At 60.7% G+C, this 14851-nt stretch carries 13 protein-coding genes; 3 read left to right on the plus strand and 10 right to left on the minus strand.

Translation table 11 applies throughout. From position 1 onward, the window contains the following. Window positions 1-2: 2 nt before the first annotated feature. Genes ACWIKB_RS24615 through ACWIKB_RS24645 form a run of 7 tightly spaced genes read right to left on the minus strand, consistent with a single transcriptional unit; the run spans window position 3 to window position 7601 of the window. On the minus strand, window positions 3-632 hold the full coding sequence (locus ACWIKB_RS24615; protein ID WP_475270025.1) for a DNA repair protein: 630 nt from the start codon (window positions 630-632) through the stop codon (window positions 3-5). A 17-nt stretch (window positions 633-649) separates the two neighbouring features. Continuing rightward, a complete protein-coding gene (locus ACWIKB_RS24620; RefSeq protein WP_475270027.1) occupies window positions 650-2350 on the minus strand; it encodes a putative porin in 1701 nt (566 codons plus the stop codon). A 39-nt stretch (window positions 2351-2389) separates the two neighbouring features. Continuing rightward, on the minus strand, window positions 2390-3094 hold the full coding sequence (locus ACWIKB_RS24625) for an energy transducer TonB (RefSeq protein WP_475270029.1): 705 nt from the start codon (window positions 3092-3094) through the stop codon (window positions 2390-2392). Between the two features lie 2 nt (window positions 3095-3096). Further along, on the minus strand, window positions 3097-3522 hold the full coding sequence (locus ACWIKB_RS24630; RefSeq protein ID WP_149658241.1) for an ExbD/TolR family protein: 426 nt from the start codon (window positions 3520-3522) through the stop codon (window positions 3097-3099). 14 nt (window positions 3523-3536) lie between these two features. Then, on the minus strand, window positions 3537-5336 hold the full coding sequence (locus tag ACWIKB_RS24635) for a DUF2341 domain-containing protein (RefSeq protein ID WP_475270032.1): 1800 nt from the start codon (window positions 5334-5336) through the stop codon (window positions 3537-3539). 13 nt (window positions 5337-5349) lie between these two features. Next, on the minus strand, window positions 5350-6936 hold the full coding sequence (locus ACWIKB_RS24640; RefSeq protein ID WP_475270033.1) for a ShlB/FhaC/HecB family hemolysin secretion/activation protein: 1587 nt from the start codon (window positions 6934-6936) through the stop codon (window positions 5350-5352). A gap of 53 nt (window positions 6937-6989) precedes the next feature. Further along, window positions 6990-7601 (minus strand): transposase, encoded by a 612-nt coding sequence (locus ACWIKB_RS24645; RefSeq protein WP_475270035.1) that lies wholly within the window; start codon window positions 7599-7601, stop codon window positions 6990-6992. A gap of 654 nt (window positions 7602-8255) precedes the next feature. On the opposite strand from ACWIKB_RS24645, the gene ACWIKB_RS24650 reads away from it, so the two are divergent. The 3 genes from ACWIKB_RS24650 to ACWIKB_RS24660 all read left to right on the plus strand — a co-directional run bounded on the left by ACWIKB_RS24650 (window position 8256) and on the right by ACWIKB_RS24660 (window position 12189). Beyond that, a complete protein-coding gene (locus tag ACWIKB_RS24650) occupies window positions 8256-11195 on the plus strand; it encodes a hypothetical protein (protein WP_475270037.1) in 2940 nt (979 codons plus the stop codon). Between the two features lie 446 nt (window positions 11196-11641). After that, window positions 11642-11926, plus strand: coding sequence for a DUF3077 domain-containing protein (locus ACWIKB_RS24655; RefSeq protein ID WP_475270039.1), 285 nt, complete (start codon window positions 11642-11644; stop codon window positions 11924-11926). Beyond that, a complete protein-coding gene (locus ACWIKB_RS24660; protein ID WP_475270041.1) occupies window positions 11923-12189 on the plus strand; it encodes a short-chain dehydrogenase in 267 nt (88 codons plus the stop codon). The genes ACWIKB_RS24655 and ACWIKB_RS24660 overlap by 4 nt, the downstream gene beginning before the upstream one ends. A gap of 419 nt (window positions 12190-12608) precedes the next feature. On the opposite strand, the gene ACWIKB_RS24665 is transcribed toward ACWIKB_RS24660, so the two are convergent. Genes ACWIKB_RS24665 through ACWIKB_RS24675 form a run of 3 tightly spaced genes read right to left on the minus strand, consistent with a single transcriptional unit; the run spans window position 12609 to window position 14816 of the window. Continuing rightward, window positions 12609-13550 carry a FecR family protein gene (locus tag ACWIKB_RS24665; protein ID WP_475270043.1) on the minus strand — a complete coding sequence of 314 codons (942 nt, stop codon included), beginning with the start codon at window positions 13548-13550 and terminating at the stop codon, window positions 12609-12611. Between the two features lie 37 nt (window positions 13551-13587). Further along, window positions 13588-14133, minus strand: a complete 546-nt coding sequence (locus ACWIKB_RS24670; protein ID WP_475270045.1) for an RNA polymerase sigma factor — start codon at window positions 14131-14133, stop codon at window positions 13588-13590. After that, complete coding sequence (locus tag ACWIKB_RS24675; protein ID WP_475270047.1) at window positions 14130-14816, minus strand: secretin and TonB N-terminal domain-containing protein; 687 nt, start codon at window positions 14814-14816, stop codon at window positions 14130-14132. The genes ACWIKB_RS24670 and ACWIKB_RS24675 overlap by 4 nt, the downstream gene beginning before the upstream one ends. Window positions 14817-14851: the final 35 nt, after the last annotated feature.

Genomic DNA, 14851 nt, shown 5'->3' on the forward strand with positions numbered 1-14851 from the left:
GATTAGTGAGCGACCGCCGCCTGGGGCGCGTCGAACTGAGTCTTGTAGAGTTCGTCGCCAAAACCCTGGGCCAGCTCTTCGAACTTGACCCGGGCGCTGCCGGCGAACGGTTGGCGAATTTTCATCACCTCGGCGACGTCAATTTTTTCGTAGGCCGTGAGAATCTCCTTGGCCACGCCATACATCTGCTGATTCTTGACTGAACATTGCTGCACTTGTGTGTCACGTTCAGCCAATTGCGTCTGGAGCTTAGCCCGTTCTGCCTCTTTGGCACGGGTCATGACCAATAGCTCCTCATACGCCTTTTTGAACTTGCCGATCTGCTCGCTACTGGCCACCGCTTGGGCCTGGGCTTGGCTTTGCAGGCTGCTTTGCTGACCGGACAGTTGTTCGGCCACACCTTTGACCTTCGCGAGTTCTGCCGTCAGTTGCTTGATCTGCGCCTGGGCAGCCTTGGCCTCACTCTGCGCCGCCAGTTGTGCGGCGCTGGCCTGGGCCTGCTGACTTTGCAGCGCTTGCAGCTGTTGGGTGGTGCTACGCAACTGGGTGCGCAGGCGTTCTTCCATGCCTTCGGCGCTGGCGCCTTGAGCGAACAGCAGCCCCAGCGTCAGCAGCACACATAGTGATTTCATGAAGCTCTCCCTGCGCCCTAGAAGCGCGTGTTGATTTCAAGCTGCAAGACATCGATGTCGAACGGCGCGCCATACACCGCCTCGGAACTCAACCAGCGGCCGGTGGCGTAGACGTTCTTGGCCAGGCCATAGTTGCCGCCGAGGAAGTAGCCCTTGGCGTTGGTCCCGCCCAAGTGGAACGACGAGTCGTTGAAGCCATCAGGCAAGGCATCGGGCTGGATGTATTTGTAGCCGGCGAAGAAATTCCAGTCGCCCTGCTTCTTCAACTCCAGCTCACTGCCGAGGGTGAATTGCACCATCCACGCATTGGCGCCGCTTTCGATGTTGCCGCTGCTGTCGAGGTTGTTGACGAGCTGCCCGGCCGAGCGTTTGCGCATGTCGCCTTCGTCGTAGCCGAGGTTGTGGATGTAGTTGCCCTGGCTGCGCAATTTGAAGTCGTGCGGCAGGTCGGCATCCCACACCAGGTTCAGGTCCAGCAGGTTGATTTCCGAGGCCAGGCCGACGAATTGCGGCTGCGGCGTGGCGGCCGGGTTGAGCGGGTTGGGCGTGATGTCGCGCAGCAGGAACACGCTGTTGCCCTTTTGCATGAACGCCGAGCGACTGCCGTCGGTGTCGCACCCCGGCGCGCCGGCCCAGGGTTCGCAAGGGCTGGAGCGTTGGCCTTCGATGTCGTCGAAGCGGTAATACGCCAGCGCACCCTTGAGCCGGTTGTTGCTGTTGATCGCCCATTTGGCGCCGATCTGCGCGCCGTACAGCCATTTGTTGTCGCTGTCTTCCTTGTCCAGGCCGTTGCTGGAGCTGGTGTCGTTGGTGTACTCCACCGGGAACGCACCGACGGTGCCGAACACGCCCCAATCGCGGCTGAGTTTGTGGTCGAAAATCGCCGCGATGCCGTCGAAGTTCAGCTCGTTGGAATACAGCATATCGGTGGAGAAAAACGGGTTGGCGATCCGTCCGCCGGTCAGTGTCACGTCATCCGTCGCCTTCCAGGTCAGGTAACCCTGATCGAGCCAGATGTCTTTCTTGCCGAAGCCGCCGCCCAAGGTTTGCGTAGTCGAAACCGGGTTGTTGTCGGAACCGGTGCCGAGGCGAATCCCGGCGGTCCAGTCCGGCGCGAGCACCGCTTTCATGCCCAGGCGCGCGCGCAGGCGGAACAGGTTGGAGCGGTCTTCCCGAGTGTTGAGCAACGGCGGCAGGCTCGTGCTGCTGTTGGGGTTCACGTCGTACGGGCCATTGTTGTTGAGCTTGGCGAAGTCGACGATCTCGTTGCTGTTGGTGTCGGAGTAGTACCGTGATTCGTCGCGCAGACGAATGTCGCCGTCGAAGCTGATGCGCGACACCCAATCCGGGAACGTATTGGGCTGGGCCCAGTTCTCTTGCTTGGCGGTGGCCATGACCTCGGCTTTCACCTGATCACGGATCTGATCACGCACGGCCGCCGGCACATACTGCACCCGCACATCCCCGGGCGCCGCCACCGGACCTGCCGCAACGACCGCCGGCGCACTCGCGGCCTGACGAGCCTGGGCCGCTTCGTTCTGGGCCTGGGCGATCAATGCGTCGGCCTTGTCCTGCTTCAAAATGCCCTGCTCGACCAGCAAGCGGATCAGATTGATCGTGGCGTTTTCCGAGGGCGCAGGGGCTGCCGCTGCGTGCCCGACCAGGGTCGCAATGACCATGCCGACCGCCAGGGACAATCGATTCACGTTGGAAATCATCTGCACACAACTCCTTTTGGCAAACTTCATAAAATTCGGTTAACCCGGACGCCGCCCTTGCAGGGACAGGCGCACGGGCAAGGTCATGGAGGCCGGTGGCCGTTCGCTCAGGTGCGGCGCGCTGCGTAAGGCGGCGAGCACCTGAGTGTCGATCTCGGGTTTACCGCTGGACTTGACCAACTCGACCCTTGTGATTTCGCCGACGCCGCTTAGCCAGACGTCGGCTTGCAGCGAAAAGGCCAGGTTGCGCAGGTCCGGGTTCTCCCGCAGCAAGCGCTGAAAGGTGAACGCCAAAAACTGGCTGTAAGTGCCATTGCCCACTCGCCCGCCGCCAGCCCCGGCCATGCCGCCGCCCTTGCCCGCGCCGATGTTGAAGGCGTCGTTGCCGGACTGCGCATCGCCGTCCATTTGCATCGGGTTGGCCAGGTCATCCGCCGGGGATGGCGGCGCTTCCTCTTGCGGCTTGACCTCTTCGGGCTCCGGGGTCGGTTGCGGCTCGACCATTTTTTCTTCCACGGGCGGCTCGGGTTCGGGTGGTTTTTCCGGCGGCGGTGGTGGCGGTGGCGGCAGCGGAATAATCGTCGGCACCTTCGGCGCTTCCCGGCGAATACCACTCATATCGTTGGCCCACTGCCAGAGAAACCACGCCGCGACGGCGCCAAGCAGCAACCCGACGCCCCACTTGAGAAAGCGCACGGGTGACGTCTTCACCGGTAACGGATTGAAAGGCTGTTGTGCGGTCATGATCAGCCCTGGCTCGGTTTGCCGGTGACGAGACCGACCTGGGACAGTTCGAGACGGCGCAGCAGGTCCAGCACCTCGATGACCTTCTGGTACTGCACCTGGGCATCGCCGCGCACGATCACCGGAAAATCCGGGCTCTGGGCTTTCTCGATGCGCAACCGGTCTTCCAACTCAGCCAACGTCACCGGGTAGGCATCAAGGAAAACCTGGCCGCCGTCGTTGACTGAAATCGCCTTGGTCTTGGCCTCGGACAACGACACTGAGGCGCTGGCCTTGGGCAAGTTGATCTGGATGCCCGATACCTGGGCGGTGGCGGTGAGGATGAACATCACCAGCACCACCATCAGCACGTCCACCAACGGCGTGATGTTGATCGTGTCCACCGCTGCATCGTCTTCGTCGTCGTGGGAGGCATTTACGGAAGCCATGTGCTTTTTGCTCCTCAGGCCGGTACGGACGCATTGGTGTGATTGCCACGGCGGTGCGCCGCCTCACTGAACTGGCCCTCGCCATGCATCTCCGCCAAGCGAGTGATGAACTCGTCGACGAAAACACGCATGTCGGCGCTGACCTCCTTGTTGCGGGTGATCAGGCGGTTGTAGCCAAACAGTGCCGGGATCGCGACGAACAGGCCCATGGCCGTGGCCAACAACGCGGCGGCCATGCCCGGGGCGATGGCGTTGATGTTGACGTCGCCGGCCATCGCCGTGCCGAGGAACACCACCATGATCCCCAGCACCGTGCCGAGCAGGCCGATGTAAGGCCCGCCGGCAATGGCGTTGGACAGGGTCGAGAGTTTCGAGCTGAGGGCCTGGTTTTCGCGGGTGCGCACGCCGTCCATGGAGCAGCGGATCGCTTCGATGGTCGCCGCCGACACCGACGAGGTATCGGCGCCCTGCTCCCGCCGAGTGCGGATTTCCTTCACCGCCACCAGGTACAAACGCCACAGCGACGAATGCTGCAAACGCTGGGCGAGTTCCTGATCGTCGGCGAACATTTCCAGGCGCGTGCCGACCTTGGCGAACTGTTCGCGAAAGCCTTCGTTGGCGGCGCTGACGCGGCTGACCATGCGGTTCTTGCGGATCATGATCACCCACGACTGGAACATCATCAGCACCAGCACGGCGATGATTACCCAGGCGTCCAGCGGCACGGCGTTGAGCAGGAAACCGAGGCTGCCGAAGCCGTAGCCCGACTGTTCTTCATCGACGCCGTAAGCCACCAGTTTCGACTCGGCGCCTTGGGCGTTGGCGTCGGCCAGCAACAGTGCGGCCGGGCGCGCAACCTTAGACAGGCGCAACTCATCCATCGCGCCAGCGAATGGTAAATAGGCGCTGGCGGACAGGTCGGCGCCGATCGCCATGACCGAATTGAACGCGGGCATGGGCACGGCGAGGCTCGCGGTTTCACGGCCATTGAGGTACAGCGACACCTTGCTGCCTTCGGCGCTCAACGCCAGGTGTTGCCATTGACCGGGGTTCAGCGGTTGCGTCGACACGGCACGCTGACCGTCGATTTCCACAAACGGCATGCCTTGGTTCAGGCCGAGCAGCAGGCTATTCGCGCCTTCACGTCTTGCGAGTACAAGCTGCTCGCCATTGGCCTGATCCAGGCGCAACCAGGCACTGAAGGTGAACGCGCTGCCTGCGTTGTGTTGCAGCGAAGGACTGGCCGGCAGCAACAACGGCTGACCGCTGAACTGCAAGGCACGGCCGATCACGCCATCGATGCTGGCGCCGGTCGCACTTTGCGCGGTGTTGCCGTAAGCGGTGGTGTCTTTGGCCGGGGTGCCGTTGGCGCCGTCGAAGTGGTAGAGCGCGGTGTAATTCGGGTCGAAGGTCAACTGACCGTTGCCCGTGGCCGGGGCTTTCTGGTTGCCGTAGTACATCCAGATGTCCTGGCGTTGACCGCCCTCGACTTTCGGCACATCGACCCAGATCAGCGCCATGCCCATCAGCGGGTCGAAGCTTTCGATCTGATGGTTGAGCACGGTTTTGTCATCGGCAGCGACGAAGCGCAGGTCCGAGCCGTCCTCCTTGACCCCGTCAAAGGTGAAGTTGCCGGTGTGCAGGCGCACCAGCAATGCCGTGCGACCGAGGGCTTCGTTGATGGCCGCGCCTTGAGGCGTGGTGTCCACGGCAATCTGCTTGCGGTAATGCCAGTCGTCCTGCCACCAGGCCTGGGCGGTGGCCGGGAGCGCGAAGCCCAGGCAGATCAGGAAAGCGATGAATAAGCGCTGCATGAAAATGCTCCTTTTAGAATGTGGCCTGAAGGTTGAAATGCAGGCGCGAATCGTGTTTTTGCGTGTTCGGCCCTTCGAGCAGCGGATAGCCCCAATCCAGGCTGCCGGACAGCCATTTGCTCAGGCTCGCGCGGGTGCCCAGGCCAACACTGGCCAGGGCGTAATCGGCGTCCTGATCGGGGAGCTCGTCACGCAGATACAACTGGGCACCTTCGGCGAAGGCATAGAAACGCCAGTCCTGAACGTAAGTGCCCAGGTACTTGGCCAGAGACGGTGTGCGCAGTTCCTGACTCAGCAGAACGCCGTCGTCACCGGTGCGCTCGGCAGCCAGATAACCGCGCACCGACGTCGCGCCGCCGGCAGAGAATTGCTCGTTGGAAACCAACGGCCCGGACGCCAACTGGAACGCGGCTTTGCTCGCGGTCTGCCAGTCGCTGGCGAAGGTGTAGGTGAAATTGGTGTCGCCCTTGAGCACGGCGAAACTAGGGCTGGCGCGATAGCGTTTGTAGTCGAAGTCTTCGTCCGAGCTGCCGTAGCCAAACAGACTGCGAGTGCCGGCCACCAGGCTCAGGCCGAGGCCCAACTGGGTGTTTTCGGTGTAGCGAAAGCCGTTGTAGGCGAAGGTGAATGGCGCGTATTTCAGCGGCACCTTGTCACTTTCGCCACCGAGGGTCAGTTGTTCGTCGAAGTCCTTGAAGTCGATACCGGCGGACAACGAATTGGACCAGTTGCCGCTGGACGGCAGCGTGTAAATCGCCGAGACACCATAGGAGTGGCCCTTGCCCAGTACGTTGCTGCCGCCGATGGTGGCGACGTTACTGTCGGACTGATAACCGGAGAACTGCACGCTCCAGCGCTCGTTCAACGGCGCGGTGTAAGAACCGGACCAGACCTTGGCGTTGTCGGTGTCTTGCGGTGCGGTGAAGAAGGTCAGCGAAATGCTGTGACCGAGCTGCCAGAGGTTGTTGTAGCCCAGGCTGGTGACGGTGCGCAGCTTCTCGGTGTCGGCGCTGTAGTCGTTATTCAGGCCGATGCTGGCCTGCCACGGTTTTTGGTCCTCGACCTGCAAGTCCACGTCCATGGTGCCGGGGCGCTGGCCTTCACGTACCAGCGGCATCACTTGGCGGCTCGGGGTCTTGTTCAGTTGCGCCAGCTCGCCCTGGACCTTGCTGAAGTCCGGCACTTCGCCTTCCTTCAGCGCCGGGACGTCTTCGCGGATGTCCAGCGGCGAATAGTGCTTGGCGCCGACCACACGCACCCGGCCGACCTTGGTTTCGCTGACTTGCAGGTAGACGATGCCGTCCTCGACTTTTTGCTCCGGCAACTCGACGAACACCGACTGATAACCGCGAGCCTGATAGGCCTTCTGCAACGCCTCGCGAGCGCCTTCGATATCGGTCAGGGCCTTTTGCGGACCGAGAAACGGGTACACCGCCTCTTCGATGGCCCGGGCATCGAGCACGGTGTTGCCGCGCACGAAGTACTCGTTCACATCGACCAATTTGGCCGGCGCGGTTTCTTCGGCCCATGCCGGTTGCACGCCCGCCGTCACCAGCAACCAGCCCCACAGCGCCAGCCGCGTCTTGAAAAGATGCTCCACACCACCCCCTGAATTCGAAATGACCGTCGCCGTTTGCCCGGCGTTTGGCCCACTCAATTGCTTGCTGTCGATGTCGCGGCGTGTTTGCCCAGCCAGGTGTGCAGCAACGCAAAGTTCAACGAGAACTCGGGCATTTGCAGCAAGGCACCGCAGAACACTTCGCCAATGATTTTCTGGATCAGTTGCACCGCCCGCGGGTTGTTCAGCAGGGTGGCGATGTCGCGACTGAGGACGTTGAAGCTCCAGACCTTTTGATTCAGGTCCAGGCCGACGAACCAGCGGAACAGCAGGTTGTAATTGAGCTGCTCATAGAGTTGCTGCTCGCTGGGCACCGAATAGAGCAGTTGCAGCAGCAGGATGTGCATGACCGTTTGCGGGGCGATCAGCATCCCGGGTTCGGCGTTGAGGCCATGCAGGACGTCGCGATGATCTTCGAGCAGGTCATCGATTTGTGGGCGCAGCAGCACCAGCGAATGGCCCGGCGGAATGTAGCTGGACACCTCTTTCAGAGCGCCCTGCCAGTCATCCTGCGACACGATCCAGACCCACGGCGCGCCGTAGCGATACACCGAAACCGGCTTCTTGCGCGCGGCTTCGACGATCTTCGACAAGCGTTGATCGAGCTCTTGCATGCCCACTTTCGAGTAGCGTTCCATAGTCCCCATTGCCTCACTCCCGGCGTCCCGCCTCGGCTCAGAAAAGTGGCCTCTCGGCCCCCTCAAGCGCGTCACATAGGCATGACCTTCCTTGCGAAGTGCTACCGAACTTTTGTCATGAAAGCTTCATATCGGGCATCACCGCCCACGCACAGATCCCCGTAGGAGCGAGGCTTGCCCGCGAAGGTGGCGTGTCAGACAACATCGATGTCGACTGAAAGACCGCTTTCGCGAGCAGGCTCGCTCCCACAGGGAATCGACGGTGGGCGCGAATTTTGTGTACGACCGTGATCCACTGTAGGAGCGAGGCTTGCCCGCGAAGGCGGCGTGTCAGGCAACAACAATGTCGACGGCAAGACCGCTTTCGCGAGCAAGCTTCGCTCCTACACGGGGTCTGCTGTGTGCGCAAATTTTGTGTACGACGGTAATCAACTGTAGGAGCGAGGCTTGCCCGCGAAGGCGGCGTGTCAGATAACATCAATGCTCAATGAACGACCGCTTTCGCGAGCAAGCTCAGCTCCTACAGTTTTGGCGTCTGCCAGCTCACCACTCGTCGCTACTGTCAGATCTGACAGTAGCCAGCCCCCCGCTCTTTCCCGTGTGATACCTCCATCCCGCAGGCCCCTCCCGGCCAGCCCCGTTTTACGGTGAAGGAGCGTTCCCATGACCCAGTTCCCTGCGATTGAATCCGAAGCGTCCAACGAACTCCCCCCGTCGTTGCGCCCGCCGTACTTCCCGTCCAGCACCACGCTGGTCGACCCGCGGCACTACGCCGGCGGTATTCCGATTCGGGCGCTCGAAGGGAACCTGCAATGCATCATCCCGCCCTGGGCCGTCATGGGCGTTGGCGATCAGGTTGATGTGTTTTGGCAAAGCCTCACCTCGCCGGCCGCCAGCAAAACCATCGAGTTTGATCACGAACTGGATCAGCAAGTGGTGCGCTGGATCCCTCGCGGCCACGTCCTGGACGGCGATGCGATGCCGGTGTTTTACCAGATCACGCGACGCAACCAGGCCCCGGAGCGTTCGGTGCCGCTGGAGACCTACCTGGTCAAGACCACCCGCCCCGGCGGCTATGACGACAGTCCTGAAGAGGGGCATTCCGGGTTCCAGTACTCCTTCCTCACGAACATCTCCGGTGGCGTCGATTCAGCCATGGCGGACGCCGGCATCGAGATGCGCATCGAGCCCTACCAGCACATGACCGCGTTCGACCGTATCGTCTGCCGCTGGGGCAGTCAGGAAGTCATGCATTACCCGGTGACCCAGGCGCAAGTCGACGACCCGGTGAACCATCCGATCATCATCACCTTCACCCGCGCCAGGATCGAAGCCGCCGGGGATGGCGACCGCGTGGTGGTGACCTTTCAGGTGATCGACTGCGTCGATAACCGCCCGGATGAACGCGCGCCGTGGGCGAAATACACCTATGTGCTGGTGGATTTGGGCGGCAATCGACTGAGTGCGCCGCTGGTTCTGGTGGCGGGCCGACCGACCAATAGCATCGACCTCGATCAGTTGGGCGATGACGAGGTCAGCGTCCGTCTCTACACCCCGGGCAGCAATTTCGCCTTGAACGACAAGGTGCAGATGACCTGGACCGGCACCCCCGCCCAAGGCTCGCCGATCATCGTCGGACCGCTGGAGCAAACCGTCGATTTCGTGGACTTTCAACTCGACTTCACCATCCCAAACGCCGCCGTCAAAGCCATCGCCCAGGGCTACGCCACGGTCTCCTACGTGCGCATCCGCAGTGGCGAAGCCAATCGTCCATCGAAAAACGCCAGCGTCAGCGTGCGCGGCGACATCAACCGTTTGCCCGCGCCGAGCGTGGCGCAAGCCCCGGGCGGCACCCTGCCGGCGGATGCACCTTACGCGACCATTTCCGTGGCCTACTTTGAAGGTCGAAAAACCGGCGACCTGATCACGATCCATTGCCAGGGCCAACGTCCGGGCGGCAGCGATACCTATTACCCGATCCGCATCATCGTCGCCGACAGTGACGGCCGATCAGCCATCACCCGCGACCTGCCCGGCAGCGAAATCGCGCCGTTGGGCGGCGGCACCCTGAAGCTCTACTACGTGGTGGCCAACGATGACCTGTCGGTGCGCAGCGAACGCGAATCTCTGCCGCTGGAACTCCGGGTCGGCGTGGCCCTGCCCGACTTCAACCAACCGGAGATCACCGAAGCCGACGGCGATGTGCTGCTGCCGGAAAACACTCCGAACGGTGCCAACGTGATCGCGCCGTTCAACGTGCCGGGGGATACTCTGGCGGGCGACATCGTCGGCCTGCGCTGGACCGGTTCGGTCACCGGTGCACACCCGCGGTATGAAATTCCGCTGACCACCCAGACCGCCGGCAAACCGGTGCCGTTTCTGGTCAGAGCGGAGCATATTCATCCCAACCTGACTGGCACGGTGGAAGTAGATTACTACCGCAAGCGCGGGATTGAGGCGACACGGTTTTCCCGCAAACGGGTGTTGAGTGTGGGTAGCGCGAGGCTGGATTTGACGCCGCCGATCCTACTGCCACCCGCCACCAATCCGATTGATGTACTTGATTACCCCACCGGGGTGACCGTACGTGTCCTGTTCACAGACGAGCCTGGTGACAAAGCATTACTGAAAGAAATCAATCCGGCGCCGGGATCTGTGCCGTTTCCGGTACAGGAGTTCAGTGTGGGCGTTGCTGACTTCATCCTCACCCCGGCGTCTTTGTCGATGCGACATGACAAGTCTTTCGAGTTGAACTGGATATTGATTCGTGAAAATCAGCAGATAGACCATTCTGAACCGCTGCTCCTCAGAGTGATGAAAGTCATTGATGGAGATTCGCGATTACCAATGCCCAATGTGGTAGAAACCAACGGCACGAACGTGCTGGATCTTAGTACATTTATCGGGGATTCAAATATCAAAGTTACTCCTTGGTTGATCATTGAGGAGAATCAGAAATACAGCCTATATGTGGAAGGGGTAAAAGGGGATGACACTGAGTACACAATAGATGTTGCTAGAAATTATCGCGTGACAGAGAGCGAAAAAAATCATGGATTAAATAAAACCATATCGCGCAGTGAATTGGAAAATTTCAAACACGAGAGTGCCATCCGAATAAAACTTGAGGTGGTGTTTGACCCAGAAAATAATGCACCGAGAGCGGTGCTATTCCCCGTGAGCGATCTCTATTTTCTGGCTCGACCTGAAAATCAGCTCGACTGTACCGACTTCGAGCGTGGGATGAATGACTGGGAGAAATATCAGCCAAGCGGGACGGTTCAGATTCTTAATGAAGGGGGAAATAACTACCTTCGTCTAAACGGTGACTCTCCAGGCATAAAAAAACACTTCCAGTTCGAGCCCGGAATATATGAAGTGAGTGGAAGGGCTTGTAATTACGAACTCACACAAAGAAATTTTGTTATTAATTACAATGGTACAGAGCACTACATTCCACTTACGTCCCAATGGGGAGCTTTCGCACAGCGTATTACTGTCCCAGGGCCTACCTCCTTGACTCTTTATACTCGGGACCGGATAACCTTGGGCTTCGGACTCGACGACATCTGCATTACAAAAATCCCAGGAACTCTCAATTAGCTCACCATTGCAAGCCAAGGTGTTCGCGAAAACGAAGGGCCTTTCAGCATTGATGTTGGCTGACACCCCACCTTCGCGAGCAAGCTCTCACCCACAAAGGAAATGGGTTGTTCCTGGCATTTGGTCAGGGCCAGAACATGCCTACAGGCACAGTCGATATTTCGGACCTTCCGCCGGTTGACTGCCCTGCCCTCACTCCCTATCCTCGCGCCTGTCACGACTCATTCGTGATCGGGTTTGACGGCTCGGCGGTTTTAAGGTGCGCATTGTTCTCCAACTTTGCTCGTGCATTCGTATGCTCGACACAAAGCTTTATGGTGACTGTGCGCGGGGCACTTTCGAGTGCGCCGGGTACCTTAGACCGGTCCGTCAACCTGCGCACAGTTGCCACCCCATCGTTTGACGGCGACCAAGTGGCAGCTCTTGATTACTAAGGAGCTACACCTATGACAAACGCAACCACAAAATCCACCCCCTTCGCCCCCTGCGATCACGTTGACCATCACCTCTTCGCCGTACAACCCGGCATTCCCCTGCTCGACGCCCTGGAACACGCCTCGGTCTACCTCAGCTGCGCCGAAGCCCTCGCCCATCAAGCCCCAAACGCCACCCGCCCGGAACACATTGCGACGTTACGTTGGGCGAGCAAGCAAATGCTCGGCACCGCGCGTTCACTGGTTCAAGCCTCCATCGACGGCATGCACGTGGCGCAAGCGGGAGGTGAGGCATGAATGCGCATATGCCGATGACCAACAATGATGCCGAGATTCCGGTGGTGATGATTGCCACGCAGGCGCCGCTGGATGTGTTGCACAGCAGTGCCGCGACGCGTTTTTTGGCGGTGACGCAGATGATGGAGAGTTTGGCCAGCCTCGACATTACTCAGGCCAAAGGAGCGGATGTGCAGCAGCTAGCGCATGCAGCAGCGATGTTGTTGCGCGATGGCTGCGATGTGATGGATGTATTGGGGCGGCAGATTCGGGCGCGGGTTTAATCGCCGAGTTTGATGGTGGCTGTGAGGGCCTCATCGCGAGCAAGCTCGCTCCCACAGGGGATCTGCGGTGGGCACTGCATCTGTGTTCGACGGCGACTCCTGTGGGAGCGAGCCTGCTCGCGAAGGCAAATTAACTTCCAACATATTCGTTAGCTGACACACCGCTTTCGCGAGCAGGCTCGCTCCCACAAGGAGATCTGCGGTGTGCACGAAATGTGTGGAAGACACCAACCCACTGTGGGAGCAAGCCTGCTCGCGAAGGCGGTTGCACATTCAACATTGATGGTGGCTGGCACGGCCTTCGCGAGCAGGCTCGCTCCCACAAGGGGATCTGCGGTGTACGCGAAATGTGTGGAAGACGCCAATCTACTGTGGGAGCGGGCTTGCTCGCGAAGGGGCCGGTGCAGGCAACCTGGATCTCAGCTAAGCACCACCACCCCGCCGGGCAACTCGGTACATGTCGCTCCGTACGCATCGCGAATCAGCAATGCCACACCTGCCAATTGGTCCAGGCTGAATCGTGCCTGAACCTTGCGTTTGCCCAACTCGGCGTTGAGCAGCAGCAACATGCCTGGCCGGTAGCGGTTGATCTCGTCGATCACCTGGCTCAGGGTCGCGTCGTTGAACACCAGCACTTGCTGGCGCCAGGCGATCACCGCCGAGGTGTCGACGGTTTTCGGCGCGCTGACTTGTTGAGCGCTGTACGTCAGTTGCTGGCCGGACTCCAAACGAATCCGCTGGCCTTGCACATCGACCTGCAAAGCGCCGTCGAGGCACGTGACGCAGACGCTCTGATTGGTGTTGCGCAGGTTGAAACGCGCCTGGCTGGCACTCAACCACCCTGCCCCGGCCTGCACTTTCAATGGCGTGGTTTGCCGCGCCAGCACTTCGACTTCGCCGCTCAGCAACTCGATACTTTGCACCCCGTCGGCCAACTCACGGCGACTGATGCGCGTCTGGGTGTTGAGTTCCAGGCTGACGCCATCGCCGAGGTCGAATCGGCGCTGTTCGCCCACTTCCGTGATGTAGTCCGCGCCAATACCAGAGAAACCGCCCGGCACCGTGTATCGGACCAGAAACAACGCCGCCGATGCGGCCACCGCGCCACCGAGAAACGCCCGCCGGCCAAAATGCCGTGGCGCCTGCAACGCTTCGGCTGCCGGTTTCAATCCGTGCCATAACGCCTTGCTGCGCTCGAAGGCTTGGGCGTGCTCGGCGCTTTGCGCGCACCACTGGCGCAAGGCTCGGGCGTCGGCGGCGGTGGCTCGGCCGGAGGTCAGCAGGATCAGCCAGTCCCGGGCTTCGCTGTGCAAGCGATCCTCGGGCGAAGGCTCAGGCGATGGGAAACGAAAGATGTTCAAGCGCAGGAATACTCACGGTTTAGTTCGTTCTCTTCTTTCAAGACGGTTTTCCTGCCCCGGGACCGAACCGCTGAATCACTTTTCTTTCCAAACGGGCGGCACAGTGCCCCAGCGCGGCTTTGATTTCCTTCTCGACCATGCGCGTGGAAATGCCGAAACGCTGGGAGATTTCCAGGTGCGGCGCCTCCTCCAGGCGTGCAGCAATGAAGATTTTGCGCCGCCGCGCGGGCAGCTCGTAAAGGGCCTTGAGCAGGGTCTGGATTTCCTTCTGCCCGCCCACCACTCGCGCGGGGTCGAGGACTTCGTCGGACATCTGCAACAGTTCTTCCACCTCCGTGCCGGTGAGCAAACGCGCATCAGACTGACGACGGTCGGCGGCGATGTTCAGCGCCATGCGATAGAGGTAAGCGTTGGGCTGTGTGAGGTTGGGCGGTTCGACCATGCGGTCCACGCGCAGGTAGGTTTCGTGCAGCACGTCGTTGGCCAGGTCCTCAGAGCCGAGACGGCGGCGCAGGCGCACCTTGAAATCGTCGTAGGACGTCAGGAACAGCCTGACCATCGAACTCTGTCCGCTGTCTTTCATGCCCCGAAGGCTCCTTCCTGCTGTGTGCATTCCATGCGTTTTCCTGATGAGTCCGGTACGAGTAGCAAGGTCACCGGCTGGCGCAACGAGCTGGGCGGCGACCGTTCGATCCTGAGGTGTTGCACGCTGTCCACCAGCGCTGCATCGCGTTGTGTATCGCCGCTGGAGGTGACCAGGCGACTGTGTTGCACCGCGCCATCGCGGCCGATCCACACTTGCAGCAAGGCCCGATAATCACCGGGTCGGGTCAGGGGCGACGCGCATAAGCGTCGCTCGATGGCCGATTGAATCGCCAGCGCATAACTGCTGCCGAGCTGACTGCCGGTGTTCGTCGCTCCCGGGGGCAACGTCACGGGCGCGACTTGCGCGACCTGCAAGGTGAACGCATCCGCACGGGCGTAACGCGCCATCAATCCCGTGCCGACGAGCAATGTATTCAGTGCTTGAGTCGCGGTTAAGCGACCTTGGACGCCGATCGACCGCCGACCGCGAGTCAGTTGGCGATCCACCAGCACCGCCATGCCGCTGCTGCGGCCGAAAGCGTCGAGGGCGCTGCTCAGTTCTTGCGCTGCAATGTCGTAGGTGTTCCAGGCCTGGGGCTGCTCGCCTTGAGATCGCGCCGGCATCAGCCACAGCAACAGCCACAGGCACACAACGCCGCGCAACACGCCTCGAGCCCTCATCTCTGAACCCCGATGCCCGTCCCTGGCTCTGCCTC

The sequence above is a fragment of the Pseudomonas sp. 5Vm1k genome, from assembly GCF_056161485.1.